The 21,819-nt window shown below is 70.4% G+C and carries 25 protein-coding genes; 19 read left to right on the top strand and 6 right to left on the bottom strand.

Going from position 1 to position 21,819, the window contains the following annotated elements:
- The first annotated feature begins 140 nt into the window (after window positions 1–140).
- From CSIV_RS04190 to dapF, 8 genes are all read left to right on the top strand, one after another.
- Window positions 141–449 (top strand): helix-turn-helix domain-containing protein, encoded by a 309-nt coding sequence (locus CSIV_RS04190; protein WP_076490831.1) that lies wholly within the window; start codon window positions 141–143, stop codon window positions 447–449.
- Between the two features lie 9 nt (window positions 450–458).
- Window positions 459–683 (top strand): DUF3046 domain-containing protein, encoded by a 225-nt coding sequence (locus CSIV_RS04185; protein ID WP_077050169.1) that lies wholly within the window; start codon window positions 459–461, stop codon window positions 681–683.
- A 312-nt stretch (window positions 684–995) separates the two neighbouring features.
- Window positions 996–2,048, top strand: a complete 1,053-nt coding sequence (gene recA, locus CSIV_RS04180; protein ID WP_077050168.1) for a recombinase RecA — start codon at window positions 996–998, stop codon at window positions 2,046–2,048.
- Window positions 2,048–2,812: a regulatory protein RecX gene (locus CSIV_RS04175; protein ID WP_077050167.1), complete on the top strand. Its 765-nt coding sequence runs from the start codon at window positions 2,048–2,050 to the stop codon at window positions 2,810–2,812. The genes recA and CSIV_RS04175 overlap by 1 nt, the downstream gene beginning before the upstream one ends.
- A gap of 74 nt (window positions 2,813–2,886) precedes the next feature.
- Complete coding sequence (gene miaB, locus CSIV_RS04170) at window positions 2,887–4,437, top strand: tRNA (N6-isopentenyl adenosine(37)-C2)-methylthiotransferase MiaB (RefSeq protein ID WP_077050610.1); 1,551 nt, start codon at window positions 2,887–2,889, stop codon at window positions 4,435–4,437.
- Complete coding sequence (gene miaA / locus CSIV_RS04165; protein WP_083734981.1) at window positions 4,434–5,426, top strand: tRNA (adenosine(37)-N6)-dimethylallyltransferase MiaA; 993 nt, start codon at window positions 4,434–4,436, stop codon at window positions 5,424–5,426. The genes miaB and miaA overlap by 4 nt, the downstream gene beginning before the upstream one ends.
- Window positions 5,423–5,863, top strand: a complete 441-nt coding sequence (locus tag CSIV_RS04160) for a GNAT family acetyltransferase (protein WP_077050166.1) — start codon at window positions 5,423–5,425, stop codon at window positions 5,861–5,863. Before miaA ends, CSIV_RS04160 begins: the two co-directional genes overlap by 4 nt.
- 46 nt (window positions 5,864–5,909) lie before the next feature.
- Window positions 5,910–6,764, top strand: a complete 855-nt coding sequence (gene dapF / locus CSIV_RS04155) for a diaminopimelate epimerase (RefSeq protein ID WP_077050165.1) — start codon at window positions 5,910–5,912, stop codon at window positions 6,762–6,764.
- Between the two features lie 27 nt (window positions 6,765–6,791).
- Here the strand turns inward: dapF and CSIV_RS04150 are convergent, their stop codons facing one another.
- On the bottom strand, window positions 6,792–7,445 hold the full coding sequence (locus tag CSIV_RS04150) for a class I SAM-dependent methyltransferase (protein ID WP_077050164.1): 654 nt from the start codon (window positions 7,443–7,445) through the stop codon (window positions 6,792–6,794).
- 90 nt (window positions 7,446–7,535) lie between these two features.
- On the opposite strand from CSIV_RS04150, the gene hflX reads away from it, so the two are divergent.
- Window positions 7,536–9,053: a GTPase HflX gene (gene hflX, locus CSIV_RS04145; RefSeq protein WP_077050163.1), complete on the top strand. Its 1,518-nt coding sequence runs from the start codon at window positions 7,536–7,538 to the stop codon at window positions 9,051–9,053.
- A 57-nt stretch (window positions 9,054–9,110) separates the two neighbouring features.
- On the opposite strand, the gene CSIV_RS04140 is transcribed toward hflX, so the two are convergent.
- The 3 genes from CSIV_RS04140 to lexA form a co-directional block, all read right to left on the bottom strand.
- Entirely contained in the window at window positions 9,111–10,997 is a 1,887-nt protein-coding gene (locus tag CSIV_RS04140) for a S9 family peptidase (RefSeq protein WP_077050162.1), read from the bottom strand.
- A gap of 109 nt (window positions 10,998–11,106) precedes the next feature.
- Window positions 11,107–12,174, bottom strand: coding sequence for a hypothetical protein (locus tag CSIV_RS04135; protein ID WP_175627548.1), 1,068 nt, complete (start codon window positions 12,172–12,174; stop codon window positions 11,107–11,109).
- A 143-nt stretch (window positions 12,175–12,317) separates the two neighbouring features.
- Window positions 12,318–13,007, bottom strand: coding sequence for a transcriptional repressor LexA (gene lexA / locus CSIV_RS04130; protein WP_076490821.1), 690 nt, complete (start codon window positions 13,005–13,007; stop codon window positions 12,318–12,320).
- A gap of 261 nt (window positions 13,008–13,268) precedes the next feature.
- Here lexA and CSIV_RS04125 point away from each other — a divergent pair, with 261 nt between their 5' ends.
- From CSIV_RS04125 to CSIV_RS04100, 6 genes are read left to right on the top strand one after another with little or no spacing between them, the layout of a single operon-like run.
- On the top strand, window positions 13,269–13,619 hold the full coding sequence (locus CSIV_RS04125; protein WP_077050160.1) for a LysM peptidoglycan-binding domain-containing protein: 351 nt from the start codon (window positions 13,269–13,271) through the stop codon (window positions 13,617–13,619).
- A 24-nt stretch (window positions 13,620–13,643) separates the two neighbouring features.
- On the top strand, window positions 13,644–14,738 hold the full coding sequence (locus CSIV_RS04120) for a histidinol-phosphate transaminase (protein WP_175627547.1): 1,095 nt from the start codon (window positions 13,644–13,646) through the stop codon (window positions 14,736–14,738).
- Window positions 14,735–15,349 carry an imidazoleglycerol-phosphate dehydratase HisB gene (gene hisB, locus CSIV_RS04115; RefSeq protein WP_077050159.1) on the top strand — a complete coding sequence of 205 codons (615 nt, stop codon included), beginning with the start codon at window positions 14,735–14,737 and terminating at the stop codon, window positions 15,347–15,349. Before CSIV_RS04120 ends, hisB begins: the two co-directional genes overlap by 4 nt.
- Window positions 15,346–15,993: an imidazole glycerol phosphate synthase subunit HisH gene (gene hisH / locus CSIV_RS04110; RefSeq protein WP_077050158.1), complete on the top strand. Its 648-nt coding sequence runs from the start codon at window positions 15,346–15,348 to the stop codon at window positions 15,991–15,993. Before hisB ends, hisH begins: the two co-directional genes overlap by 4 nt.
- Window positions 15,994–16,039: 46 nt before the next feature.
- Complete coding sequence (priA, locus tag CSIV_RS04105) at window positions 16,040–16,786, top strand: bifunctional 1-(5-phosphoribosyl)-5-((5-phosphoribosylamino)methylideneamino)imidazole-4-carboxamide isomerase/phosphoribosylanthranilate isomerase PriA (protein WP_077050157.1); 747 nt, start codon at window positions 16,040–16,042, stop codon at window positions 16,784–16,786.
- Window positions 16,770–17,549 (top strand): SseB family protein, encoded by a 780-nt coding sequence (locus tag CSIV_RS04100; RefSeq protein ID WP_077050156.1) that lies wholly within the window; start codon window positions 16,770–16,772, stop codon window positions 17,547–17,549. The genes priA and CSIV_RS04100 overlap by 17 nt, the downstream gene beginning before the upstream one ends.
- Before the next feature lie 15 nt (window positions 17,550–17,564).
- Here the strand turns inward: CSIV_RS04100 and CSIV_RS04095 are convergent, their stop codons facing one another.
- Complete coding sequence (locus CSIV_RS04095; RefSeq protein WP_077050155.1) at window positions 17,565–18,209, bottom strand: TetR/AcrR family transcriptional regulator; 645 nt, start codon at window positions 18,207–18,209, stop codon at window positions 17,565–17,567.
- A 39-nt stretch (window positions 18,210–18,248) separates the two neighbouring features.
- Here CSIV_RS04095 and CSIV_RS04090 point away from each other — a divergent pair, with 39 nt between their 5' ends.
- Window positions 18,249–19,535 (top strand): glycosyltransferase, encoded by a 1,287-nt coding sequence (locus CSIV_RS04090; RefSeq protein WP_160897461.1) that lies wholly within the window; start codon window positions 18,249–18,251, stop codon window positions 19,533–19,535.
- A gap of 270 nt (window positions 19,536–19,805) precedes the next feature.
- Here CSIV_RS04090 and CSIV_RS04085 read toward each other — a convergent pair whose 3' ends face one another.
- On the bottom strand, window positions 19,806–20,210 hold the full coding sequence (locus tag CSIV_RS04085) for a DUF1844 domain-containing protein (protein ID WP_077050153.1): 405 nt from the start codon (window positions 20,208–20,210) through the stop codon (window positions 19,806–19,808).
- Window positions 20,211–20,453: 243 nt separating this feature from the next.
- Here CSIV_RS04085 and infC point away from each other — a divergent pair, with 243 nt between their 5' ends.
- The 3 genes from infC to rplT are packed head-to-tail and all read left to right on the top strand — an operon-like array spanning window position 20,454 to window position 21,734.
- Complete coding sequence (gene infC, locus CSIV_RS04080) at window positions 20,454–21,080, top strand: translation initiation factor IF-3 (RefSeq protein WP_076490814.1); 627 nt, start codon at window positions 20,454–20,456, stop codon at window positions 21,078–21,080.
- Between the two features lie 46 nt (window positions 21,081–21,126).
- Window positions 21,127–21,321 carry a 50S ribosomal protein L35 gene (rpmI, locus tag CSIV_RS04075; RefSeq protein WP_013583375.1) on the top strand — a complete coding sequence of 65 codons (195 nt, stop codon included), beginning with the start codon at window positions 21,127–21,129 and terminating at the stop codon, window positions 21,319–21,321.
- A 29-nt stretch (window positions 21,322–21,350) separates the two neighbouring features.
- A complete protein-coding gene (rplT, locus tag CSIV_RS04070) occupies window positions 21,351–21,734 on the top strand; it encodes a 50S ribosomal protein L20 (RefSeq protein WP_063257942.1) in 384 nt (127 codons plus the stop codon).
- The last annotated feature ends 85 nt before the right edge of the window (window positions 21,735–21,819 follow it).

Here is a 21,819-nt window from a genome sequence, read left to right as displayed (position 1 = left end):
GGGAACAAATGATGACACATCCGAGTTGTTCCCAGCGATTCCCATCCAGTGCCCAGCGCGCGGCATTAGGGTGACCTGAAACGGTGTTGTACCGTTGTCCACCCGGGCAGCGGAGGAATCGGTAGTGAGGAGGGGTTCACATGATCCTGGTCCGTCAAGAGATCGGCGAGGTCCTGCGTGAGCTCCGCCAGCAGAAGGGTCGTACCCTTCGTCAGGTCGCCAGCCGCGCGAGTGTGGCTCTCGGTTACCTGAGCGAGGTCGAGCGCGGCCAGAAGGAAGCGTCCAGCGAGATCCTCGCCTCGGTCGCCGAAGCCCTCGACGTGCCGATCTCCACCATCATGCGCGAGGTCGGTGACCGCCTGTCGGTCCTCGAAGGTCTGCAGAGCTTCCCCGACGTCGTTCCCGACGACCTGGTGGCAGCGGTCGAGCCCGAGCTCTCCCTGCACTGATCCCGCGTAATGCGACGTAGCGAATTCGATCGCGCGGTCGCCGACGAGTTCGGCGCGCGCGGCGGTTCCCTGATGACCGACCTCGTGCTGACGTCCGTGGGCGGACGCACGAGTGCGGACGCCCTCGCCGCCGGCGTCGACCCGCGCGACGTGTGGCTCGCGCTGTGCGAGGAGACGGACGTCCCTGCCGAGCGGCGGTACGGCGTCGGTCGTCTCGACCCACGGCGCCGGTGATCGCGCCTCGGGTCTGACGAGCCGCGTCGCGGGCGGCGCGCGCCCTCGCCGACGACCGGCACGTCTTCGGGTGTCGCGACGCGCCGCACGGCGTGTCATCGAATCTTCGTTCGATTTCGGCGTAGGCTCCTGCACATCGGAGTTTCGGGCGTTCTCGTCCACAGAAGCCGGGGTTTCCTCCGTCGATGTCGGAGGCCCTCCCTAACGTGATCGATGTCGAACGACACTCTGAACGCCTTGTCGGGCATCCCCTCCGTCGGAGGGGAGCACGACAGCCTATAGGCGACGGATCGCGAGAAGAAAGAAGACGTCATGCCCTCACCCGCAGAGCGCGAGAAGGCCCTCGAATCGGCCCTCGCCCAGATCGACCGGCAGTTCGGAAAGGGCTCGGTCATGCGACTGGGCAGCGACGAGCGCGCCCCGATCGAGACCATCCCCACCGGCTCGGTCGCCCTCGACGTGGCCCTCGGCATCGGCGGTCTTCCCCGCGGTCGCATCATCGAGATCTACGGCCCGGAGTCCTCGGGTAAGACCACGCTGACCCTCCACGCCATCGCCAATGCACAGCGTGCGGGCGGTATCGCGGCGTTCATCGACGCCGAGCACGCGCTCGATCCCGAGTACGCGAAGAAGCTCGGGGTCGACATCGACGCCCTCCTCGTCTCGCAGCCCGACACGGGTGAGCAGGCGCTCGAGATCGCCGACATGCTGATCCGTTCCGGTGCCATCGACCTCGTGGTCATCGACTCCGTGGCGGCGCTCGTCCCCGAAGCCGAGATCAAGGGTGAGATGGGCGACTCGCACGTGGGTCTGCAGGCTCGCCTGATGTCGCAGGCCCTGCGAAAGCTCACCGGTGGGTTGAACACCACCAAGACGACCGCGATCTTCATCAACCAGCTGCGCGAGAAGATCGGCGTGTTCTTCGGCTCGCCCGAGACCACCGCCGGTGGTAAGGCGCTGAAGTTCTACGCGTCGGTCCGTCTCGACATCCGTCGAATCGAGACCCTCAAGGACGGTACCGAGGCGGTCGGTAACCGCACTCGCGTCAAGGTCGTCAAGAACAAGATGGCGCCGCCCTTCAAGCAGGCCGAGTTCGACATCCTCTACGGCGTGGGCATCTCGCGCGAGGGAAGCCTGATCGACTTCGGTGTCGAGCACGGCATCGTGAAGAAGTCGGGCGCCTGGTACACGTACGACGGCGAGCAGCTCGGGCAGGGCAAAGAGAACGCCCGCAACTTCCTGATCAAGAACGCCGATGTCGCGGCCGAGATCGAGTCGAAGATCAAGGGCAAGCTCGGTATCGGCGCTCCGGCCGCGACCGCCGCTCCGGCCGCAGACGAGCTGGCCGCCCGCCGTCCCGCCTGATGACAGACGACGCCCGTCGCCCGGGTCGCGTCTCCGCCGAAGCGGAGCGCGACGCGGGCGACCGCGCGGTCGGTGACGACCTCGCGCCGGTCATCCCTCTCTTCGGTTCGCGTGCTCCCGCTCCCCAGGCGTCGCGCGACCGTGCGGCCACGTCGACGTCCCCCCGGGACGAGGCGAAGGGCTGGTCTCGCCCGGGTGCCGCGTTCGACGATCCCGTTGACGCGGAATCGCCCGATGAGATCCGCGATCGCGCCGAGGCGGTTCTCCTGCGCAAGCTTCGCGGGCACTCCCTGTCGCTGGCGGAAGCCCGTACGGCTCTCGGCGGGATCGACGGTGTCGATGACTCCGTGATCGAGGACGTCGTGACGAAGTTCGTCGACCTCGGTTACCTCGACGACGAGGCGTTCGCCGAGCAGCTCGCGATGTCGGCGATCGAACGCCGAGGGCAGGGTCGTCGTGCGGTCGCGCAGACTCTCCGCAAACGCGGGATCTCGCGCGAAGTCGCGGATGCCGCGATCGCCGAGCTGCCCGACGACGACGCGGAACGCGCGCTGGAGTTCGCCCGCTCGAAGGCCCGCAACGTCGGCGGCAAGGACTACGACGCCAGCCTGCGCCGCCTAGCCGGACAACTCGGCCGGCGAGGGTACTCGTCGTCGATCTCCCTCGAAGCTGCGCGTCAGGCACTGGCAGAAGCGGGCATCCGGCGTGCCCCGTTCTCACGACCGGCCGCGTCGGCCGCCGTCCGGTTCACCCCGGACGACTGACGTCCGGTACCGGCCGCGCGCGCTCCCTCCCGACCGTGTTCCTCCGGCGACCGGCGCTTAGAATGGCACGCATCATGACGACCCCCGTATCGACACCGACGCTCATCGCGCCCTCCGCGGCCGCTCACACGGCCGACGGTCGCGCGCGCACCTACGAGGTGCGGACCTTCGGTTGTCAGATGAACGTGCACGATTCCGAGCGTCTCTCCGGTTCGCTCGAGAGCGCCGGCTACGTCCGAGCCGAAGCCGGTGCCGACGCCGACGTCGTCGTGATCAACACGTGCGCCGTCCGCGACAACGCCGCCGGCAAGCTGTACGGCACCCTCGGTCACCTCAAGTCGCGCAAGGACGCCCACGACGGCATGCAGATCGCCGTCGGAGGCTGCCTCGCGCAGATGGACAAGGACGCCGTGCAGCAGAAGGCGCCGTGGGTCGACGTCGTCTTCGGCACGCACAACATGGGGTCCCTTCCCGGAATGCTCGAGCGGGCGCGCCACAACGGCGAGGCCGAACTCGAGATCCTCGAGTCGCTCGAGATCTTTCCTTCGACGCTCCCCACCAAACGCGACTCGGTGCACAGCGGCTGGGTGTCGATCTCCGTGGGGTGCAACAACACCTGCACGTTCTGCATCGTCCCGAGCCTCCGCGGAAAAGAGAAGGACCGTCGTCCCGGCGACATCCTGAACGAGATCCGCCTCCTCGTCGACGACGGGGCGATCGAGGTCACGCTGCTCGGGCAGAACGTCAACTCCTACGGCGTCGAGTTCGGTGACCGGCTCGCCTTCGGCAAGCTTCTGCGCGCGGCCGGCGAGATCGACGGTCTCGAGCGCATCCGCTTCACCAGCCCGCACCCGGCGGCGTTCACGGACGACGTGATCGCCGCGATGGCCGAGACCCCGTCGGTCATGCCGCAACTGCACATGCCGCTGCAGTCGGGGTCGGACCGGATCCTCAAGGCCATGCGCCGGTCGTACCGCAGCGAACGGTTCCTCGGCATCCTCGAGCGTGTCCGCGACCAGATCCCTCACGCCGCGATCACGACCGACATCATCGTCGGTTTCCCGGGCGAGACGGATGCCGACTTCGAAGAGACCATGCGGGTGGTCGAGGCCTCCCGCTTCGCGAGCGCCTTCACCTTCCAGTACTCGATCCGCGAGGGCACTCCCGCCGCGACGATGGACGATCAGGTTCCGAAGGCGGTCGTCCAGGAGCGCTACGAGCGTCTCATCGCGCTACAGGAGCGGATCTCCCTCGAAGAGAACCAGAACCAGGTCGGGCGCGTGCTCGAAGTGCTGGTGTCGACCGGCGAAGGCAAGAAGGACGCGGCGACGCGGCGCCTCACGGGCCGCGCGGAAGACAATCGTCTCGTCCACTTCGAGGTGCCCGACGGTTCGGCGCTCCCGCGCCCGGGTGATGTCGTCTCTGTGGAGGTCACGCGTGCCGCGCCGTTCTACCTCGTCGCCGATGCGGTGACCGGCGGGCCGCTGCGTGTCCGCCGCACGCGGGCGGGCGACGCCTGGGACCGCGCGCAGGCGGAGTCGTGCGGCGTTCCGGCACCCGGTGCCGACGCGGGCGCCCCGCGCGCCGTGTCACTGGGCCTTCCGAGTCTGCGTATCGGCGTGTGACCGCCGACGACGCGCCGCGGTTGTGGGCGATCGTCGGTGCGACCGGGACGGGGAAGACCGGGCTCTCGCTCGATCTGGCCCACGCCCTCCACGCGCGGGGACGCGCGGTGGAGATCGTGAACGCCGACGCCATGCAGCTGTACCGCGGCATGGACATCGGCACCGCGAAGCTGCCGACGCCGGAGAGGCGCGGGATCCCGCACCACCTTTTTGACGCTCTCGCCGTCACCGACGAAGCGGCGGTGGCCTGGTATCAGCCGACGGCCCGCGAGACGATCACAGGCGTGTTCTCGCGCGGGGCGGATGCGATCCTCGTGGGCGGTTCGGGACTGTACGTCTCCAGCGTGCTGTGGGACTTCCGTTTCCCGCCGCGGGATTCCGCCGTCCGCGCGGGGCTGGAGGCCGAGCTCGAGAGCGAGGGTCCCGGCGTGCTTTTCGCACGCCTGAAGGCCGAGGACCCCGCCGCCGCCGAACGCATCGATCCGCGCAACGGACGACGGGTCGTCCGCGCGCTGGAGGTGCTGGCGCTGGGCGAGGACACCCATGGCGGTGCCCTTCCCGCCGAGCCCGACCTCTGGCATCCGCGGACGACGATCCTCGCGACGGAGATCGAACGCGAGAGGCTCGTGGGCCTCCTCGACGCGCGGGTCGAGGCCATGTGGGAGCAGGGGCTGCTCGACGAGGTGTCCGCGCTGCGAGCCGAGGGGATCGAGCGCGGTGTCACCGCGGCGCGCGCGATCGGGTACGCGCAGGCGCTGGCCCAGCTCCGCGGCGAGATGACCCGCGCGGAGGCGATCGCCGAGACGCAGGCGCTCACGCGCCGCTACGCGCGGCGCCAGGTGTCGTGGTTCCGTCGCTATGCCGACGCCCGCCGCCTCGATGTCCGGACCGCCCGTGCCGACGCGCTCGTCGACGAGGTGCAGGGAGACGAGGTGCGGGGAGACGAGGTGCGGGGAGACGAGGTGCGGGGAGACGAGGTGCGGGGGTGAGTGTGGAGATCCGCGCGTTCCGGGCGGCGGACGAAGAGGCGGTCGTGGCGTTGTGGGAGGAGGCCGGGCTCACCCGGCCGTGGAACGATCCGCGCGCCGACATCCGGCGGAAGCTCACCGTTCAGCCCGAGCTCTTCCTCGTGGCCGCCGACGGCGACACGGTGGTCGGCAGCGTCATGGCCGGATACGACGGTCACCGCGGATGGCTGTACTACCTGGCCTCGGCGTCGTCGCGCCGGGGGCGGGGGATCGGTCGCGCCCTCGTGGCCGAGGCCGAACGGCTCCTGGAAGCGATGGGATGCCCGAAGGTGCAGCTGATGGTGCGGCCGGACAACACCGGTGCGCGCGGGTTCTACGACGCGCTGGGGTACGTCCCGTTCGAGACGTGGGCCACGGGGCGTCGCCTCATCGTCGACGGACCGGGCGGTCCCGCCTGACGACGCCCACGGCGCCCGCATAGCGGCCATCCCTAGACTGGATGCCATGGCGACTCTCGCGTTCACCAAGGGCCACGGCACCGGCAACGACTTCGTGATCGTGTCGGACCCGGATGGCGAGCTCCACCTCTCCGACGACCAGGTCGCGATCCTGTGCGACCGTCACTTCGGCATCGGAGCCGACGGATTGCTTCGCGTCGTCCGGTCCGTGGCGATCGACGAGGGGGCGGACGCGGCCGCGTCGGGGGCTGAGTGGTTCATGGACTACCGCAATGCGGACGGCTCGAAGGCGGAGATGTGCGGCAACGGTACGCGGGTGTTCGCCCGCTACCTGACCGATTCGGGACTCGCCGACATCGCCGGTGGGCTGCGCATCGGCACGCGCGCGGGCGTGAAGACCCTGACCCGCAGCGACCGCGGCTTCGAAGTCGACCTGGGGGAGTTCCTGATCGAGCCCGGCGAGGTGCTCGTGCGCGCGAAGGGCCTGCCCGTCGCGCGGCCCGGCGTCGGTGTCGACGTCGGCAACCCGCATGTCGTCGTGGCGCTCTCCTCGGACGCCGAGCTCGACAGCGCGGAGCTGGCGTATCAACCGGTGCTGGACCCGGCGCCCCGGCACGGGGCGAACGTCGAGTTCGTCGTTCCGGCCGACCCGCTCGTGCGCGACGGCGTGGGCGCGATCAGCATGCGCGTGTTCGAGCGCGGCGTCGGCGAGACGCTGAGCTGCGGCACGGGTGTCGCGGCCGCGGCCCTCGCCGTGCGGCACTGGGCCGGATCCGCGGCGCCCGATGCGTGGGTCGTCGAAACGCGCGGCGGAACTCTGGGCGTGCGCGTCGCCGACGGTCACGTGTACCTCTCGGGCCCGGCATCCCTCGTCTTCACCGGAGAGGTCGCTCTGGCCTGAACCGGCGGTGTGCGCCGGCGGAACGCGTCAGAGCGCGTCGGCGATGACGTCGATGGGTTCACTCGGAGGCGAGCCGTGACGACGGACCCGCAGCACCCGGTACCCGCGTCCGGTGGCGGCACGGTGGACCGAGAATCCGCTCGCGAACGTCGCCGCCAGCCACCGCTGGAGCGAATCGGAACCGAGGTTGCGCTGGACCACGAACCACCCGTCGGACCGCTCCGCGAGGCGCGGGATCCAGTGCTCCAGCATGCCGTGGAGTTCGTTCTTTCCCACCCGGATGGGCGGGTTCGAGCGGATCGTGCGGAACGCGATCCCGTCGGGAACATCCTCGGGACGAACGGCGTTGACATTGGTGAGGCCGAGGCGCTCCGCGTTCTGCCTCACGAGGTCGAGAGCCCGCTCGTTGACGTCGACGGCCCAGACCGTCGCGTGCGGGGCGTCCAGAGCGAGGCTCAGCGTGATCGGACCCCAGCCGCTTCCCAGGTCGAGGAAGTTCCCACCGGCGGGCGGGGCCGGCGTGTTGGCCAGGAGCACCGAGGTTCCGGCATCCAGACGGTCCGGACTGAAGACACCGCCCGCGGTCACGACTTCGAGCTCACGCCCGGCGAGGGTGACACGGAGGCGGCGGAACTGTTCGGGACTCGACGGCGACGCGCTGAAATAGTGGTCGCTCCCCATGCCAAGGAAGCGTAGCGGACCGGAGCCCTCGACGTGGGGGCGACTAAAGTGCGAGGATGCCGCGGCACCGCTCGCGGACGGAAGGAACACATGACCGAACAGACCACACCCCCGAGCATCGACGAGTCGCCGGTCGACCCGGTCGACCGTGTGCTTTCGCGCGCCGACGCGCATCGCGGGGTCCGGGTCTTCGGCGCAGCGCAGGCCCTGCAGGACTCCGCCACCGCCTACGGCGGATCCGCCGACGGCGACCAGTGGGATCGTGAGGAGCGTGCGGCGCTCCGACGCGTCCCGGGCCTGTCGACCGAGCTGGAAGACGTCACCGAGGTCGAGTATCGGCAGCTGCGCCTCGAGAACGTCGTTCTCGTCGGCGTGCACCCGCAGGGCGAGCAGGCGGATGCCGAGAACTCGCTGCGCGAGCTGGCGGCCCTGGCCGAGACGGCGGGCGCGGTCGTGCTGGACGGCGTGCTGCAGCGCCGCCCGCATCCCGACCCCGCGACGTACGTGGGGCGCGGCAAGGCCCAGGAGCTGCGCGACATCGTCGCGGCGGTGGGTGCGGACACGGTCATCGCCGACACCGAACTCGCCCCGAGCCAGCGGCGCGCCCTCGAGGACGTGGTGAAGGTCAAGGTCATCGACCGGACGACCGTGATCCTCGACATCTTCAGCCAGCACGCCAAGAGCCGCGAGGGTAAGGCGCAGGTCGAACTCGCGCAGCTCGAATACCTGCTTCCGCGCCTGCGCGGTTGGGGTGACTCGATGTCGCGTCAGGCCGGTGGACAGGTCGGTGCCGGCGGCGCCGGTATGGGCTCGCGCGGTCCCGGTGAGACCAAGATCGAGCTCGACCGGCGACGTATCCGCACCAAGATGGCGCTGCTGCGCAAGCAGCTGCGGGACTTCGCGCCCGCCCGCGCGGCGAAGCGCGCCGAGCGCAAGCGTCACACGATCCCCTCCGTCGCGATCGCCGGATACACCAACGCCGGCAAGTCCAGCCTGCTCAATCGACTGACGAGCGCGGGCGTTCTGGTCGAGAACGCCCTGTTCGCGACCCTGGATGCCACCGTCCGCCGTTCCGAGACCACGGACGGCCGTGTCTACACGCTGACCGACACGGTCGGTTTCGTCCGGAACCTTCCGCACCAGCTCGTCGAGGCGTTCCGTTCGACCCTGGAAGAGGTCGGCGACGCCGATGTCATCCTGCACGTCGTGGATGCGTCGCACCCGGATCCCGCGGCGCAGCTGTCGACGGTTCGGGATGTGATGGGCGACGTGGACGCCGACTTCGGGCACGAGATCGTCGTGTTCAACAAGGCCGACCTCGTGAGCCCGGACGATCGCCTCGTCCTGCGCGGTCTCGCCCCGGCTGCGATGTTCGTGTCATCCCGAACCGGCGAGGGCATCGACGAGCTCCGCGCCGCGATCGAGGACGCGCTGCCGCTCCCCGCGGTCGAGGTGCGCGCGGTCGTGCCGTACGACCGCGGCGACCTCGTGTCGGCGGTCCACGAGACCGGCCTGATCATGGCTCAGGAGCACCGCGAGCAGGGAACCTTCCTGCACGCGCACGTCGGTGCGCGTCTCGCGGCCGAGCTCGCTCCGTACGCCGCCTGATCGGATCCCTCACACGACGACGCCCTGCCTCTCGGCGGGGCGTCGTCGGGTGAGGACTCAGTCGAGCGCGAACGCCGGGATGCCGGGTGTCTCGAACCCGAAGACCGCGCCGAGGAAGCCGAGCTCGCGCTGGAGGGAGTCCGCCACCGTCTCCGCGCGACGGAAACCGTGGCCCTCGCCCTCGTACAGGACGTACGAGTGCGCGACGCCGTGGGCCGCGAGGGCGTCGCGGATCGCTTCGGCCTGCGAGGGCGGGACGACACGGTCCTCGGCGCCCTGCAGGATCAGCAGGGGCACGCGGAAGCGATCGGGGTGCGACAACGGCGACCGGTCGAGGTAGACGGCCTCCGCTTCGGGGAGCGGCCCGATGAGACCGTCGAGGTAGCGCGCTTCGAAGTCGTGGGTGTCTTCCGCGAGAGCGCGGGCGTCGCCTACGCCGTAGCGGGAGATCCCCGCCGAGAACACGTCGGTGTTCGTCACCGCCGCGAGCACGGTCCAGCCGCCCGCGGACCCTCCGGCGATGGCCAGGCGCTCGGGGTCGGCGAGACCGGCGGCCGCGAGAGCGGATGCCGCCGCGGCGACGTCGTCGACATCCACGACCCCCCACTGCCCGCGCAGTCTCTCGCGGTAGGCGCGACCGTACCCCGTGGAACCGCCGTAGTTCACGTCGAGCACGCCGATTCCGCGACTGGTGAAGAACGCCGTCTTCGCCGAAGGGGCGGGACCGACGTGCGACGTCGGCCCGCCGTGGACGAGGACGAGGTACGGCGGCCGCTCGCCGTCCGGGGCCACGACATCGGGGTTCGTCGGCGGGTAGGCGAAGGCGTGCACCGGGCCGTGCGGGCCCCCGGTGGTGAGGGCGCGGGCGGCCGGCATCCATTCGACGCCCGGGTGGTCTGCGACCGTGACCTGCGCGACCGCTCCGGTGTCGAGGTCGATCGACCACAGTCCCGACAGCCCCGAGGCGTCGGAACCGGAGACGAGGGCGCGGGAGCCGCGCACGTCGTCGACCGAGGCGCCGGCGACCACGGGCACGTCGAGCAGACGGATGCCGCTGGGCGCGATCTCGACGATCTCGTCGCCGCCGTCGGTGCGGACGGCGATGATGCGACCGTCGTCGGTGGCCGAGAACCAGCGGGTCCCGAGGACCCAGACCGGGCCGCCGGTGTCGGCGTCGGCCGGCGCGACCGGCTGGGGGTCACCGTCGAGCGACCGACGGAACAGGTTCCAGCGCCCCTCCGGATCGTCGGCGTACAGCAGCTCGTCGTCGCCGATCCAGACGGGCTGCAGCGGTGCGCGGCGGTCGCCTCCGGCGAGATCGCGCACGTCTCCGGTGGCGAGGTCGGCGACGCGGAGCACGGTGGCGTCCCACGGCATGTCGGGGTGGTCCCACGCGATCCACGCCAGGTGGCGGCCGTCGGGCGACAGCGCCGGGTGGGCGAGGAACACGCTTCCCGTGGCGAGCACCTCCGTGTCGGAGCCGTCGAGCGGGATCCGCACGATCGCGCGCTCCGGGACCCGCTGGGCTCCGTGGGTCTCGCGGACCGCCACGAGGCTGCCGTGCTGCCAGGACAGCCCTCCGTGCCGCACATCGCCGCCCTCGGGGGTCAGCGCGCGCGGCGCGCCGCCGGGGGTGAGCGAATAGACACGCTGGTCGGACTTCTCGACGTAGAAGAGCTGGCCGTCGTCGGATGCCGTCCAGGCGCCGCCGCCGTACTCGTGCACCGACGAGCGGGCGTTGCCCGGAGCGGGCAGGACCGTCTCGACCGATCCGTCCGGGCGCTTCCGTTTCACGGTGACGCGTCCGCCCTCGCTCGGGACGGATTCGCCCCACCAGACGTCGTCGCCGACGATGCGCGCGCCGTCCAGCCGAGGCGATGACTGCGCCACAGCCTCGGGCGTGAGGGGAGAGGGCCAGGATCCGTAGGGGAGCGTCTGCGGCATGGCATCCACCCTACGGACCGGGCCGGACATGCCGCGCTGCGACTTCGTCGCCGTGCCCCGAGGCACCCGAACGGCGCGCGACCCGGCCGGGCGCCCACCCGCGACGGTCTCAGCCGCCGACGACCTGCCGCGTCACACCGAGCCGACCCACCCAGTCGCGGATGACCTGACGCTGGCCCGCGTCGCACGTGTAGCCGTACCCGACGGTGACCTCGTAGTAGGAGTAGGCGTCGATCGCGACCTCGTGATCGAGCGACCACCCGTCGAGGAACGTCAGCGCGTAGCAGTCGGCCATCGTCTCGGCGTCGCCCCCGAAGGACGCGAGCGCGTCGTCGGTCGGCTGAGGGTTGGTGAACTGCAGGACGTGAGCGTACTCGTGGTAGGCGGCGCCGGTGCGGATCCAGTCGGTCATCGTGGGATCGGTCTGGGAGTCGGCCCGCACGTGCACCGTGAAGGGTTGCGCGCCGGACACGCACGCCAGCGCCGTGGCACCGCAGGGCGTGGCGCCCTCGAAGACGGTCGAGACCCACCCGCGTCCGAGATCGTCGAGCGTCGCCTCCCACGCGGTCCCCGACGCGTTCGACTCGGCCTGAGCGCTGACGCCGTCGGAGCGGCTCGAGATCTCCGACGTCAATCTCTGCACGTCCATGACGTCCTGATCGAGCGCGGAGGGGTTCCGCCGGTGGATCCACGCGCGATCGGCGAGATCCTCGACGCGGTACCACGGCACGATCATCGCGTAGGGAAGACCCACGAGCGGCTCGATCGTCGCGTACAGGTCGTTCATGGCACTACCGAACTGGTCTTTGCGATCGATCATCTCCTGCTGCTCATCGAGACGTCGCTGCTGGTCGGTGATCTGCTGCTGCTGGTCGCCGATGAGCGTGCGAGCCTCCTGCAGCTGGGTGACCACCCAGAAGAATCCGAACCCGCCGGCCACGACGGCGACGGCCAACAGGACGGCGAGGACCACGACGCTCGCGCGCGGACGACGACGTTCGGCCGGGACGGTGACGGGGGCCTCGGCGAGGGGTGCGTCCGCGGCGAGGGAGGGAGCGGGGCCCGGATCCCCGGGCACGCGACCCGCGGCCGGATCATCGGGCACGGCGGGCGGAGCGGGGCGTGTACCGGCCGGGTCGGAGGGCAAGGGCTCGGCGGCAGGGGTGGGGGACGACACGGGACTCGCTCTCTCGATGTGTCCTGTCATGTTAGGGGCGTCCGGCGCGGGCGATCATGCGGCTGTGGAGAGAGCGTGGAACGACGGAGGCCGGATGCCCACCGCGAGATGGTCATCCGGCCTCCGGAGGAGCAGAGCCGGCGTCAGACCGTCCGCAGCACGGCGACGACCCGGCCGAGGACGACGGCTTCGTCGCCCAGGATCGGCTCGAACGCGGAGTTGCGGGGGAGCAGCCACGTGTGACCGTCCCGGCGGCGGAACGTCTTCACCGTCGCCTCGCCGTCCAGCATGGCGGCCACGATCTCGCCGTTCTCGGCGGTGGACTGCGTGCGCACGACCACCCAGTCGCCGTCGCAGATCGCCGCGTCGATCATCGAGTCGCCCGAGACCTTCAGCATGAACAGTTCACCCTTTCCGACGAGCTGGCGGGGGAGGGGGAAGATTTCCTCGACCTGCTGATCGGCGGTGATCGGCACTCCCGCGGCGATCCGGCCGACGAGCGGGACCAGGGCGGCGTCGCCCACGGCGGGTGCGGTGTCGGCCGGATTCTCGGCGGCGGTGCCGGGCAGGTCGATCAGGACCTCCATCGCCCGCGTCTTGCCGGGGTCGCGGCGGAGGTACCCGCTGAGCTCGAGCTGGTTCAGCTGGTGGGTGACGCTCGAGAGCGACTTGAGCCCCACCGCGTCGCCGATCTCGCGCATGCTCGGCGGATAGCCGTGCCGTGCGATCGAGCGCTGGATCACCTCGAGGATGGCGAGCTGCTTGTCGCTGAGGCTCTTCCGGCGCCGGGTCTGCGGCCGTTCGCGGCCGGCCGCGGTCGTCGCGTCGGTCATGTGTGCTCCCCTCGCGCCGCGTCCTGCGATGCGGCGGAAATTCGAATGTCGGAGGTCCGTGATGAGGTCTCCTCGTCGAAACCGTATCCGGTGGACCACTCGATCGCGGCGGAGCTTCCCGCGTGTCGCGTTCGATCGGTCTCCGATAACGCCGGTGTTGACACCTCCACAGTATCGAAGATAGATTCGGAATACAGATTCGCACCACCGCCCTCCCGGCCGAGGGTGGGGTGCGAATCTCTCCCCACCGAGGAGCACACCATGAGCAGCATCGCCGTCACCGCCCCCACCACCCGCCTGCGTCTGACCGCGCGCGGACGCCGGGTGTTCGCCTTCCTGGCCGCGCTTCCCGTGGTCGTCGCGCTCGCGATCGCCGTCGTCGGCGGCGGAGCGGCCCTCGCCTCGAACGAGACGGGCGCTCCCACCGGCGCCTTCACCGAGATCACCGTCATGAGCGGCGAGACCCTGTGGTCGATCGCCGAAGACGTCGCCCCCGCGTCCGATCCGCGCGACGTCGTCGCCGAGATCGCCCGCCTCAACGCGCTCGAGAACGGTTCGGTCACCGCCGGCCAGCGCATCGCCATCCCCGCGGCCTACGCCTCGGGGCGGTGATCACCCGGCGCGTCGCCGCCTACCATGGGTGAGGTGACCGTGCGCCTCGACGACCTTCCTCTTCGCGACGACCTCCGGGGCATGACTCCCTACGGAGCGCCGCAGGCGGCCCTGCCCGTCGCCCTCAACGTGAACGAGAACACCCACCCCGTTCCGTCCGAGGTGGCGGACGACATCCTGGACGCCGTCGCCCGGGCCCTTCGCGACGTCAACCGGTACCCGGACCGCGAGTTCACCGGCCTTCGGGAGGCCTTCGCCGACTATCTCGGCCACGGTCTCGTCCGAGAGCAGATCTGGGCGGCGAACGGGTCGAACGAGGTGCTCCAGCACGTCCTGCAGGCCTTCGGTGGTCCGGGGCGCCGCGCGATGGGCTTCGCACCCACCTACTCGATGTACCCGATCCTGACGCGCGCCACCGGCGCGGAATGGATCGCGGGGGAGCGCGAGCACGACTTCACGCTGAGCGCCGCGTTCGCCGCAGAGCAGGTGGTGCGCGAGAACCCCGACATCGTGTTCCTGTGCGCCCCGAACAACCCCACCGGCACTCCTTTGAGCCTCGACGTCATCGAGGCCGTGTACGCGGTGACTGACGGCATCGTGATCGTCGACGAGGCATACCAGGAGTTCGCTCCCCACGACGAGCCGTCCGCGGTGACGCTGCTGCCGGGGCGCCCGCGTCTGGTGGTGTCGCGGACGATGAGCAAGGCGTTCGCCTTCGCCGGCGCCCGCGTGGGGTATCTCGCAGCCGACCCCGCCCTCGTCGACGCGCTCCGTCTCGTGCGTCTGCCGTACCACCTGAGCGCCCTGACCCAGGCGGCGGCGACCGCCGCCCTGGGGCACGCCGACACGATGCTGTCGATGGTGGATGAGATCGTCGCCCAGCGCGACCGGATCTCCGCCACGGTGGCGGCGCTGGGGTACACCGCGCACGAGTCGTGGACGAACTTCGTGCTGTTCGGCGGGGTCGACGATCCGGCAGCGACCTGGCAGGCCCTCTACGATCGCGGCGTCCTCATCCGCGATGTCGGTATCGCCCACCACCTGCGCGTCACGGCGGGGACGGCGGACGAGACGACGGCGTTCCTCGATGCACTGGCGTCGGTAGGATCGCGAGCATGACCGCCGCTGCCACGCCTCGCACCGCAACGATCGTCCGCGAGACGAGCGAGTCGCGGGTGGAGCTGTCCCTCGACCTGGACGGGACCGGAGCGAGCGAGATCTCCACGAGCGTGCCGTTCTTCGATCACATGCTGACGGCCTTCGCGAAGCACTCGCTGACCGACCTTCGGGTGACGGCCACGGGCGACACGCACATCGACGCGCACCACACGGTCGAAGACACCTCGATCGTGCTCGGCCAGGCGATCCGTCAGGCGCTGGGCGACAAGTCGGGCATCGCCCGGTACGGCGACGCCCTCGTTCCCCTCGACGAGGCGCTCGCCCAGGCGGTCGTCGACATCAGCGGCCGGCCGTACCTGGTCCACACCGGCGAGCCCGCGGGCTTCGAGCACCACCTCATCGGGGGACACTTCACCGGGTCGCTCGTGCGTCACTCGTTCGAGGCGATCTCGATCCACGCCGGACTCACCGTGCACGTGCGCGTGCAGGGCGGGCGCGATCCGCACCACATCGCCGAGGCCGAGTACAAGGCGCTGGCTCGCGCGTTCCGCCAGGCGAAGGCGCTCGACCCGCTCGTCGACGGCATCCCCAGCACCAAGGGAGCCCTGTGAGCAAGCCCGTCGTCGCGGTCCTCGATTACGGTTCGGGCAACGTCCACTCGGCGGTCAAGGCTCTCATCGAGGCCGGTGCGGACGCGCGCCTCACCTCCGACCGTGCGCTGCTTCTCGACGCCGACGGACTGCTGGTTCCCGGCGTCGGGGCCTTCAGCGCCGTGATGGACGCCCTCACCGCCAGCCGCGGGGGCGAGATCATCGATCGCCGCCTCGCCGGCGGACGTCCCGTGCTCGGGATCTGCGTGGGCATGCAGGTCATGTTCGGTCGCGGGATCGAGCGCGGCACCGACACCGAGGGCCTCGGGGAGTGGCCCGGCACCGTTTCGGAGCTCGCGGCTCCGGTGTTGCCGCACATGGGATGGAACACCGTCTCCGCCGGGCAGGGCTCGCGTCTGTTCGACGGGATCGCCGATGAGCGCTTCTACTTCGTGCACTCGTACGCCGCTCAGGAATGGTCGCTCGAGGTCACCCCTCCGTTCCCCGAGCCGGTGCTCACGTGGTGCACCTACGGCGAGCCCTTCCTGGCCGCCGTCGAGAACGGTCCTCTCGCGGCGACGCAGTTCCACCCCGAGAAGTCGGGGGAGGCGGGCATCCGGCTGCTCGCGAATTGGATCGACGGGCTGCGCGCGACTACTGTGTGACCTCGTGCCCGGGGCTGGCGACAGGCGCCTGCCGGCACGAGGAGCCATGAACGATTTCGCGTCCACGCCCGAGCTTGTCCTTCTCCCCGCGGTCGACGTGGCCGACGGAAAGGCCGTCCGACTGACCCAGGGAGAGGCCGGCACCGAGACCAGCTACGGCGATCCCGTGGATGCCGCCCTGGACTTCGCCCGTCAGGGCGCGGCCTGGATCCACCTGGTCGACCTGGATGCCGCCTTCGGTCGCGGCAACAACACCGCCGTGATGCGCAAGGTCATCAAGCAGGTCAAGGGCGTGCAGGTCGAGCTGTCCGGTGGCATCCGTGACGACCGGTCGCTGGAGGCGGCTCTGGAGAGCGGCGCGAGCCGCATCAACCTGGGCACCGCCGCCCTGGAGAACCCGGAGTGGGCCGCCGACGTCATCAACCGCTACGGCGAGGCCATCGCCGTGGGCCTCGACGTGCGCGGCACGACGCTCGCCGCCCGCGGCTGGACGCGTGACGGCGGCGACCTGTGGACGGTCCTGGAGCGACTCGAGGATGCCGGCTGCAGCCGCTACGTCGTCACCGACGTGACGAAGGACGGCACGCTCCGCGGCCCGAACCTCGAGCTGCTCCGCGAACTGACCCAGCGCACGCCCAAGCCCGTCGTGGCGTCCGGCGGCGTGTCGAGCCTGGACGACATCGCGGCCCTGCGGGAGCTGGTGCCGCTGGGCGTCGAGGGCGCGATCGTGGGCAAGGCGCTCTACGCGGGCCAGTTCACCCTGGCCGAGGCGCTGGATGTCGCCGGGCACTGACGACCACCGGGCCGACTCGGCCGGCGTCCCGTGGGAGGGGCGACGGTTCGAGGCGAATCCGCATTCCGGGGACGACGGCTCCGCCGATCCCGCGCTTCTGCTCGCGCTGGAGGCGTTCGCCGCGGGTGGCGGCGACGCCGGTGCCGTCGTCGAGGCCTACCGCACGGCGCGGCTGCTCATCCCCCTGGTGGCGGAGAAGGGCGACCACGGCATCGGCGCGCACGGGCTCGAGGTCGACAAGACGCAGGAGCTGTCGATCGTGACGGTCGCGGCCCCGGATGGGCGCAAGGTCCTGCCGGTGTTCAGCTCGGTCGAGGCGATGCAACGATGGGATGCCACGGCCCGCCCGGTGCCCGCGGACGGTCGCCGCACGGCCCTGGCCGCGGCCTCCGAGGACACGGAGCTCATCGTGATCGATCCGGCCTCGGACACGGAATTCGTGCTGCGCCGGCCCGCGGTGTGGGCCATCGCGCAGGGCGAGTCGTGGGAGCCGGCGCATACCGCTCCCGCCGTCTTCACCGGGCTGCAGGAGAGCATCTCCGGCGAACTCGCGGTGCTCGATCTCGCGGTGCAGCCGGGCGACCCGACGGGGCGCTTGCGGGGCCCGGAGCTGGTGGTCCACCTCCAGCTGATGTCGGGCCTGGAGCAGGACGAGTTGGATGCCGTGCTCGCCCGTCTCGCGCGTCGCTGGGCCGCCGACGACCGTGTCGCGGTCCTCGTGGACTCGCTGACGGTCAAACTGCATCGCAGCACCGACGTCTGACGCGCGCGCGGACGTTCACACGGGGCGGGGACCCGACCGCGCCAACAGCCCGCGCAGCGCCGCGTCGAGCCAGGCGCGGTAGCGGGCGTCGGTCCACCCGGAGGTGGTGACGAAGAACGCGTAGGTCTCGGGTCCGACGAGGTGGTTCAACTCGTCCGTCGCCTGTTCACGCTCTCGCGGGTCGAGGAGGCCCCGTTCGATCAACCATCCCGCCGCCCGTCCGAGGTCTGCGCGCCGTCGTGTCCCCAGATCGCGGATGGATGCCGCAGCGAGGTCGTCGGTCTCGGCGGCGACGGTCATCGCGCGGATGAGTCCCGCGGTCGCGCGGTTGGCGTGCGCGACGTAGTCCAGCCAGCCGCCCATGGCGTCGTCCGCATCCGGACGCGACATGATCTCGATCATCGCCGGACGTTCGGTCAGGTTGTGCGGACCGTCGTCCCCGGCGAAGGTGCGCTCGTAGGCCGCGATGAGGAGCGCCGCCTTGGTGCCCGCGAGATGCACGGACTGCACCGACACCCCCGCCTCGTCGGCGATGTCCTTCATGGTCGTGCGGGTGTAGCCGCGCCGGGGGAGCAGTCGGGCGGTCGCGTCGAGGATGGCGTTCCGCGTGCGCTGGGCGTCCGCTTGCCGCGCGGGCGACGAATAGGGCCGCGGGGACATGGCATCCTTCCACTATGGTTAGAGACCAAATCTAACGAAATGGATGCCACCATGGTGACCGTTCTTCTGGCGTCGAACCCGATCCACGGCCACGTCGGACCGATGCTCCAGGTCGCCGGCCATCTCGTGCGCGAGGGGCACGCGGTGACGGTGGTCACCGGCACGCGATTCCGGGAGCGCGTCGAAGCGGTCGGCGCGGACTTCCGTCCGCTCCGCGGCGCGGCCGACTACGACGACCGCCGCCCCGACCTGTACCTGCCGGAGAGGGCGAAGTACTCCGGCGTCCGCCAGGCTCAATACGACATCCGGACGATCTTCATCGACACGATCCCCGATCAGCACGCGGCCGTGGAGGCGGCGATCGAGGACATCCGTCCCGACACCGTCCTCGTGGACGGCGCGTTCGGAGGCATCCTGCCGATCCTCGATCGGACCGGCGAGCGACCTCCGGTGCTCGCCCTCGGTGTGACCCCGTTGTCGCAGTCGTCGCGGGTGCTGGGCCCGTACGGCATGGCCCTCCCCCCGGCGCGCGGTGCGGTCGACCGTGCCCGGTACGCGGCGCTGGGTGTGGTCGCCCGTCGTATCGTCTTCGGGTCCACCCGACGGGCGGCGGTCCGTGCGCTCGCGGCCTGCGGCACGCGCCCCCGGGGATTCGTCATGGATCTGTCGGAGCGGTTCGACCGCTTCCTCCAGACCGGGCCGGCGAGCCTGGAGTACCCGCGCCCCGATCTCGCGGCGAACACGCACTTCGTCGGCGTGCTGCCGCAGGCGGCCTCCGACGTGGCCCTGCCGCCGTGGTGGGACGATCTCGACGCGGCGGAAGCGGTCGTCCATGTCACTCAGGGCACGATCGACAACCACGATTTCGGGCGTCTCGTCGGTCCGACCCTGGCGGCGCTGAGCGACCGTCCCGTCCTCGTCGTCGTCAGCGCGGGGGGACGCGCCGTCGAGGATCTGGGCCCCCTTCCGGCCAACGCGCGAGCCGCGAGCTACCTCCCGTACGACGCACTGCTCCCGCGCACGGACGTCCTTGTCACGAACGGGGGGTTCGGGGGAGTGCAGGCGGCTCTCGCGGCGGGTGTCCCGGTCGTCGCCGCCGGCGACACCGAGGACAAGCCCGAGGTCGGTGCGCGAATCGCCTGGACCGGCGCGGGCGTGGATCTGCGCACCGGGAGCCCGAAGCCCGACGAGGTCGCCCGAGCCGTGGATGCCGTCCTCGCCGACCCCTCGTACCGTGCGGCGGCGAGCCGGATCGCCGTGGATGCCGCCCGCCACGACGCCCTCGCCGAGATCACGCAGCATCTCCTCGAAACTCGAGTCCCCTGACGCCGCATCCGCACTCCCGCGGGTGTCACGGAGGAGCCGTCCTGCACCGACCCGCCGCTTCATGCTCCGCGGGTGTCACGGAGGAGCTGTCCCGCACCGGCATCCCACCGCCACCTCGACCCGCCGCTTCACGCTCCGCGGGTGTCACGGAGGAGCCGTCCTGCGGCACAGGGTGGAGGGATACCGTCCTCTCTAGGCAATCGGGGTAGGGGCCCTGTTCTTGCCTCGAGAGGACGGCATCCCGGAGCCCGGTACCCCAGAACAAGCGACCTACGTGACGGGACCCGTCCACTTCTCGCCCGGCCCCTTGCCGATCGGGTCGGGGATGACCGAGGCCTCGCGGAAGGCGAGCTGGAGCGAGCGGAGGCCGTCGCGCAGCGACCGCGCGTGCATGTCGCTGATCTCGGGGGCGCCGGCGGTGATGAGCCCGGCGAGGGCGTTGATGAGCTTGCGAGCCTCGTCGAGGTCGGTCTGCCGCTGCGGGTCGTCGGCGAGTCCGACCTTGACCGCGGCGGCGCTCATGAGGTGCACGGCGGTGGTGGTGATGACCTCGACGGCGGGCACGTCGGCGATGTCGCGGGAGGCGGAGGCGGAGACGCGCTCCTGCTCCTCCCACCGCGCGAGCCGCTCGGCATCCTGTGAAGAAAGGGCGTCGTCGGGGGGAATCGTGTCCACGTGGTTCTCTCTGCTAGACTGTGGCGGGCTTCGGAGCGTTCTGCTCCGTACGAAAGAGGATCACATCCCACCCGCGCTTGCCGCTCCAGGCTACCGGGTTCCCGCACTCCGCTTCGTCTTGCACGGAGTCGCCTGGGTGCAGAAGCCGGTGCCGAGAGCACCGTGCCGGGTGGTTCGTCTCCTCTTCGCCCGTGATCCGCCAGGATCGCGGCGGCCGTCATCAGCAGACAAGAGGAGTCCCGCATCAGCGATCCCCGCACCAACGAGCGCATCCGAGTCCCGGAGGTCCGTCTCGTCGGACCCAACGGCGAGCAGGTCGGCATCGTCCGAATCGAAGCTGCGCTGCGCCTGGCCCAGGAAGCGGACCTCGACTTGGTCGAGGTCGCCCCGAGCTCCAAGCCGCCCGTGGTCAAGATCATGGATTACGGCAAGTTCAAGTACGAGGCCGCTCAGAAGGCCAAGGAAGCGCGACGCAACCAGGCGAACACCGTCCTCAAGGAGGTTCGGTTCCGTCTGAAGATCGAGGCGCACGATTACATCACCAAGCTCAAGCGCGCCGAGGGCTTCCTCCAGGCCGGCGACAAGGTCAAGGCGATGATCCTCTTCCGTGGCCGCGAGCAGTCCCGTCCCGAGCAGGGTGTGCGTCTGCTGCGCAAGTTCGCCGAAGACGTCGCCGAGTTCGGCACGGTCGAGTCGAACCCGACGATCGACGGTCGCAACATGGTCATGGTGGTTGCTCCTCACAAGAACAAGTCCGAGGTCAAGACCGAGCAGAACGCGCAGCGCGCGGCGAACCGCGAGGCGGCACGCAGCGCCGCTCGTGGCGACTCGGCCCCCGAGGGCACCGCTGAACCGGCACCCGCCGAGTAAGCTCCCCGACTCCCGCTCCGCCGGGAAACCCAACGAAGGAAGACAGATGCCGAAGCAGAAGACCCACTCGGGCGCCAAGAAGCGTTTCAAGTTGACCGGTAGCGGCAAGCTCATGAAGCAGCAGGCCGGCATGCGGCACAACCTCGAGGGCAAGGCCTCCAAGCGCACCCGTCGCCTGAACCAGGAGCAGGTCCTGGCCAAGGGCGACTCGAAGGTCGCCAAGAAGCTCCTCGGCCTCTGAGCGCCGACGCACGTTAGGAAGAATGAGAAATGGCTAGAGTCAAGCGGGCTGTCAACGCCCACAAGAAGCGTCGCGTCATCCTCGAGCGCGCCTCCGGTTACCGGGGTCAGCGTTCGCGCCTGTACCGCAAGGCGAAGGAGCAGGTCACCCACTCGCTCGTCTACGCGTACCGCGACCGTCGCAAGCGCAAGGGCGACTTCCGTCGTCTGTGGATCCAGCGCATCAACGCCGCGAGCCGCCAGAACGGTCTCACGTACAACCGCTTCATCCAGGGCCTCGGCCTCGCGGGTGTGCAGGTCGACCGTCGCATGCTCGCCGAGCTCGCCGTGAACGAGCCGGCCGTGTTCGCCTCGCTCGTCGCGACGGCCAAGGCCGCGCTGCCCAGCGACGTCAACGCCGCCAAGACCGCGTAATCACCGGTTCCACGAACGGGCGTCCTCCGCGGAGGGCGCCCGTTCGGCGTTTCTGCGCGGGTTCTCGGGGTTCATGCCGCTCGCG

The organism is Microbacterium sp. CSI-V, from assembly GCF_001984105.1.
Classification (GTDB): Bacteria; Actinomycetota; Actinomycetes; order Actinomycetales; family Microbacteriaceae; genus Microbacterium.
This window is presented reverse-complemented; position numbering and strand designations above follow the sequence as displayed.

What these genes read in the sequence shown, in the direction of transcription:
- lexA (WP_076490821.1), bottom strand. Translation starts at nt 13,007, where the DNA reads ATGACCGACGCGACGACCGCGGCCGGCCGCGAACGGCCGCAGACCCGG.
- rpmI (WP_013583375.1), top strand. Translation starts at nt 21,127, where the DNA reads ATGCCGAAGCAGAAGACCCACTCGGGCGCCAAGAAGCGTTTCAAGTTG.
- miaB (WP_077050610.1), top strand. Translation starts at nt 2,887, where the DNA reads ATGACGACCCCCGTATCGACACCGACGCTCATCGCGCCCTCCGCGGCC.
- CSIV_RS04150 (WP_077050164.1), bottom strand. Translation starts at nt 7,445, where the DNA reads ATGGGGAGCGACCACTATTTCAGCGCGTCGCCGTCGAGTCCCGAACAG.
- CSIV_RS04140 (WP_077050162.1), bottom strand. Translation starts at nt 10,997, where the DNA reads ATGCCGCAGACGCTCCCCTACGGATCCTGGCCCTCTCCCCTCACGCCC.
- CSIV_RS04120 (WP_175627547.1), top strand. Translation starts at nt 13,644, where the DNA reads ATGGGTGAGGTGACCGTGCGCCTCGACGACCTTCCTCTTCGCGACGAC.
- CSIV_RS04190 (WP_076490831.1), top strand. Translation starts at nt 141, where the DNA reads ATGATCCTGGTCCGTCAAGAGATCGGCGAGGTCCTGCGTGAGCTCCGC.
- CSIV_RS04125 (WP_077050160.1), top strand. Translation starts at nt 13,269, where the DNA reads ATGAGCAGCATCGCCGTCACCGCCCCCACCACCCGCCTGCGTCTGACC.
- hflX (WP_077050163.1), top strand. Translation starts at nt 7,536, where the DNA reads ATGACCGAACAGACCACACCCCCGAGCATCGACGAGTCGCCGGTCGAC.
- CSIV_RS04090 (WP_160897461.1), top strand. Translation starts at nt 18,249, where the DNA reads ATGGATGCCACCATGGTGACCGTTCTTCTGGCGTCGAACCCGATCCAC.
- recA (WP_077050168.1), top strand. Translation starts at nt 996, where the DNA reads ATGCCCTCACCCGCAGAGCGCGAGAAGGCCCTCGAATCGGCCCTCGCC.
- priA (WP_077050157.1), top strand. Translation starts at nt 16,040, where the DNA reads ATGAACGATTTCGCGTCCACGCCCGAGCTTGTCCTTCTCCCCGCGGTC.
- dapF (WP_077050165.1), top strand. Translation starts at nt 5,910, where the DNA reads ATGGCGACTCTCGCGTTCACCAAGGGCCACGGCACCGGCAACGACTTC.
- CSIV_RS04100 (WP_077050156.1), top strand. Translation starts at nt 16,770, where the DNA reads ATGTCGCCGGGCACTGACGACCACCGGGCCGACTCGGCCGGCGTCCCG.
- hisB (WP_077050159.1), top strand. Translation starts at nt 14,735, where the DNA reads ATGACCGCCGCTGCCACGCCTCGCACCGCAACGATCGTCCGCGAGACG.
- rplT (WP_063257942.1), top strand. Translation starts at nt 21,351, where the DNA reads ATGGCTAGAGTCAAGCGGGCTGTCAACGCCCACAAGAAGCGTCGCGTC.
- CSIV_RS04175 (WP_077050167.1), top strand. Translation starts at nt 2,048, where the DNA reads ATGACAGACGACGCCCGTCGCCCGGGTCGCGTCTCCGCCGAAGCGGAG.
- CSIV_RS04095 (WP_077050155.1), bottom strand. Translation starts at nt 18,209, where the DNA reads ATGTCCCCGCGGCCCTATTCGTCGCCCGCGCGGCAAGCGGACGCCCAG.
- CSIV_RS04185 (WP_077050169.1), top strand. Translation starts at nt 459, where the DNA reads ATGCGACGTAGCGAATTCGATCGCGCGGTCGCCGACGAGTTCGGCGCG.